The sequence below is a fragment of the Pseudomonas sp. P5_A12 genome (genome assembly GCF_056400685.1).
Genome location: NZ_JBFUKU010000398.1, coordinates 1 through 3900, shown reverse-complemented (window position 1 = coordinate 3900; position 3900 = coordinate 1). Strand labels below are relative to the sequence as shown.

The 3900-nt window shown below is 59.0% G+C and carries 4 protein-coding genes; 2 read left to right on the top strand and 2 right to left on the bottom strand.

Annotated features, from left to right (window positions below; genetic code table 11):
• Positions 1-48: 48 nt before the first annotated feature.
• Both rnhA and AC1DSG_RS28690 read right to left on the bottom strand, forming a co-directional pair.
• The gene (gene rnhA, locus AC1DSG_RS28695; protein WP_008028618.1) at positions 49-501 is read right to left on the bottom strand and encodes a ribonuclease HI; all 453 of its coding nucleotides are present in this window, start codon (positions 499-501) and stop codon (positions 49-51) included.
• Between the two features lie 91 nt (positions 502-592).
• Positions 593-1351 (bottom strand): methyltransferase domain-containing protein, encoded by a 759-nt coding sequence (locus tag AC1DSG_RS28690; RefSeq protein ID WP_477793892.1) that lies wholly within the window; start codon positions 1349-1351, stop codon positions 593-595.
• A 65-nt stretch (positions 1352-1416) separates the two neighbouring features.
• Here AC1DSG_RS28690 and gloB point away from each other — a divergent pair, with 65 nt between their 5' ends.
• Both gloB and AC1DSG_RS28680 read left to right on the top strand, forming a co-directional pair.
• Positions 1417-2184, top strand: coding sequence for a hydroxyacylglutathione hydrolase (gene gloB / locus AC1DSG_RS28685; RefSeq protein WP_477793891.1), 768 nt, complete (start codon positions 1417-1419; stop codon positions 2182-2184).
• A gap of 99 nt (positions 2185-2283) precedes the next feature.
• Positions 2284-3726 carry a LysM peptidoglycan-binding domain-containing protein gene (locus AC1DSG_RS28680; protein WP_477793890.1) on the top strand — a complete coding sequence of 481 codons (1443 nt, stop codon included), beginning with the start codon at positions 2284-2286 and terminating at the stop codon, positions 3724-3726.
• Positions 3727-3900: the final 174 nt, after the last annotated feature.

Below are 3900 nucleotides of genomic sequence, written 5' to 3'. Positions count from 1 at the left end.
ACCGTCGAGGCATTCCCACGCGGAGCATGGGAACGATCAGTGTGTGATTTATGCCTGCTTGTAACCGCGCACTTCATCCACCCCCCGGTTGGCCAACTGGTCCGCCCGTTCGTTACCGTGGTGACCGATGTGCCCCCGTACCCATTTCCAGGTGACGTTGTGGCGATTGACCTGCTCATCCAGCAACTTCCACAGGTCAGCATTTTTAACCGGCTCTTTCGCCGCCGTTTTCCAGCCGCGCTTCTTCCAGTTGTCCATCCATTCGTTGATGCCTTTCATCACATACTGGGAGTCGGTCACCAGCAGCACGTCGCACGAGCGCTTGAGTTCTTCGAGGCCACGGATCGCGCCCATCAGTTCCATGCGGTTGTTGGTGGTGTTGGCTTCGCCGCCCCACAGTTCCTTTTCCACGCCTTTGCACACCAACAGTGCGCCCCAGCCGCCTGGGCCAGGGTTGCCTTTGCAGGCGCCGTCGGTAAAGAGTTCTACGCTATCGCTCATGCCAATCTATCCAGAAAATGCGGTGGCTCGTCGATCAGTGATCGACGATGCCCGAGGCCGGGACTGACCCGGCCGGGAATATAAAACGGTATTACGGGTCGATGCGGCGACGATTGACCTTGGCCATCGGCAAGGGAATCAGCTTGCCCATCGGTTCGCGCCGTTCCTGACGAAGTGGACGCAGGCCCACGACGATCTTGCGTGCCACCAATAAATAGAAACCGCCGCCCGACAGCTGCCAGTTACCGGCCTTGCGCTCCCAGCCGGCCAGACGGGCCTGCCAGGCGGGTGACGCGAGCGGCGGACGATAGCACCCGAAGCGGCGTTTCTCCAGCGCGAAACCCAGCAGGTTCAGCCAGTCGGCGACGCGTGACGGCGAGATGCAACGCGCCTTGCGCATGGCGTCATGGGCAAACACATGGCGCAARCCCCAAGTGCTCCAAGGATTGATGCCGATGATCAGCAAATGCCCGCCGGGCCGCACGCTGCTCGCCGCTTCACGCAGCAAGCCATGGGGCGAGAGACAGAAATCCAGCCCATGCTGCAACACCACTACGTCAGCGGCGTGCTCGCTCAACGGCCAGGCCTGTTCTTCACAAACGATTTCGACACCGGGCAACGGCGCACCGAGCCGCACATTGCGCTGCACTTGGGGCGCCGACGGCGGCGTCTGGGCCGACGGACCGTAATGCACCAGATAACCACCGAAGAAGCGCCCCAGCTCGTCTTCGAGCATGCGTCGTTCTTCATCCAGCAAAAATTGCCCGATTGGGCCGGACAGCCATTCACGGGCCGCGCTGATCAATGTCAGCCACTCGGGATCAGCCTGAGCGAACGCTTTATCGGTCATTGCATTCTCCAACGCGCCAGGAAGTTCTAAGATGCGCCATTGTTTTCCGCTTGGCGAATCCGACGATGATACAGATCAGTGCCCTGCCCGCCTTCACCGACAACTACATCTGGTTGTTACAAGACCACCGCACCCAGCGCTGCGCCGTGGTCGACCCGGGTGATGCCGCCCCCGTGCTGGCCTGGCTTGCAGCGCATCCGGGTTGGGTATTGAGTGATATTCTGATCACTCATCACCATCATGACCACGTTGGCGGCGTCGAGCAGCTGAAAAAAGCGACCGACGCGAAGGTCTACGGCCCCGCCAGCGAAACCATCCCGGGCCGGGACGTGGCGCTCAAGGACAACGACCGTGCCAGCGTACTGGGCTGGGACTTCGATATTTTCGCCGTCCCCGGTCATACCCTGGGGCACATTGCCTATTACCATCATGGCCTGTTGTTCTGCGGTGACACCCTGTTTGCCGCCGGTTGCGGACGGCTGTTCGAAGGCACGCCTGAACAAATGCACACTTCACTGACACGCCTGGCCGCATTGCCGCAAGACACGCTGGTGTATTGCACCCACGAATACACCCTGAGCAACCTGAAATTTGCTGCCGCAGTGGAGCCTGAAAATCCGGATATCGCCGCTCGCCTTGCCGAAGTGACCCAGCAACGCGAAGCCGGGATCATGACCTTGCCTTCGACACTGGCCCTGGAAAAGCTCACCAACCCGTTTCTACGTACCTCCGAAACATCTGTTAAAGAAAAAGTGGACGAACGGAATGGCCCTGATAACCGGGCACCAAGTAAGGTTTTTTCTGCTTTACGGGCTTGGAAAGATACGTTCTAAGCTGACTTCGTTTTGTAATGAAAATACTGAATGGTTGACCGCAGGGGGTGCGCTTTCTAGAATCGACCGACATTTTTGCCCGGAACTTACTTCCAGCCAATGTCGTCATCTATTAGTAAAGTCATCAATACAGACGCATTGACCCGCTTGGCTCAAGCCATAGCGGTGGCTGTGTCCGCCACTCTGGCGGGTTGTTCCAGCCATGTGCCGCAGACCGACGCCGCACATACCCCGAATATCGCCGCCCGCGCCAAACAGCAACCCATCTGGCTCAGCGAAAAACCAAGCCCGCTGGCTGCGCAGGACGTCTGGGAGCGCATGCGCCTTGGCTTCCAGTTGCAGGAGGGCCTGGGCGTCAACCCGCGTATCGAGCAACAACGACTGTGGTTCGCCAGTAACCCGTCCTTCCTCGAAAACGCCGGCGATCGCGGCAGCCTGTACATTCACTACATCATCGAACGCCTTGAAGAACGCAACATGCCGCTGGAACTGGCGCTGCTGCCGGTGATTGAAAGCTCCTACAACCCAATGGCTTATTCCCGGGCCAACGCGGTGGGACTTTGGCAATTCATCCCTTCCACCGGCCGTTACTACAACCTGCGCCAGACCCGTGCCTATGACGGCCGACGCGACATTACTGCATCGACCACCGCAGCCCTGGATTACCTGACCCGCCTGCACGACATGTTCAACGGTGACTGGATGCTCGCCCTCGCCGCCTACAATGCCGGCGAAGGCACCGTCAGCCGGGCTATCGAGCGCAACGAGAGACTCGGCCTGCCGACCGATTACTGGAACCTGTCACTGCCCTCGGAAACCCAGGCCTACGTGCCCAAGCTGCTGGCCTTGTCGCAAGTGGTACTGGCACCCGAAGCCTACGGCGTGAACCTCAGTCCGATCGCCAACGAACCGTATTTCAAGGTCGTCGAAATCAACCAGCGCATGGACCTGTCCACGGTTGCCGCGGTGGCCAACATCGACGAAGACGAACTTTTCCAGCTCAACCCGGCGCTCAAACAACGCACTACCCTCGACGGCCCACAGCATCTGCTGGTGCCCACGTCCAAGGCGCAGTTGTTGACCACCAGCCTGTCGACCATGCGTCCGGAAGAGTTGATCAGCAAGAAGCCACTCAGACCGGTCTTCGACAACGCAGACGATTCTCAAATCGCCAGCGCCAAGCGCACCTACCGGGTCAAGCGCGGCGACAGCCTCGGCTCCATCGCCAAGGCCAATAACGTCGACGTCAAAGACCTGCAACGCTGGAACAAGCTGAGCGGCAAGAACCTCAAGGCGGGTCAGAAACTGGTGATGCGCGATACCACCAAGGGCAACAGTGGTCGCGTCAACACGGTCGTGGCATCAAACAGCAAGGCCGGCAAAAAGAGTTCACAGACCCAATACAAGGTCCAGCGAGGCGACTCGTTGTCCATCGTCGCCAAGCGCTTCAATGTCGAGATGCAGCATCTCAAGCGCTGGAACCCGCGTATCGGCAAGGCGCTGAAGCCTGGGCAGGTGCTGAAGGTATCTTCGCCACACTAAAAAAACCCCCTGAATTCAGGGGTTTTTTTCGCCTGAAGCTTGCCAAAACCCATGTAGATACCATCTTGAACCTCACCAGGCAATCGCGTTTTGTCAGCCAAATCCCAGACGCAGCCTCGCGCTGCTCGACAGCTGCTACAAATCCCCTCAACCAGTTCTGACTCACCACCCCCC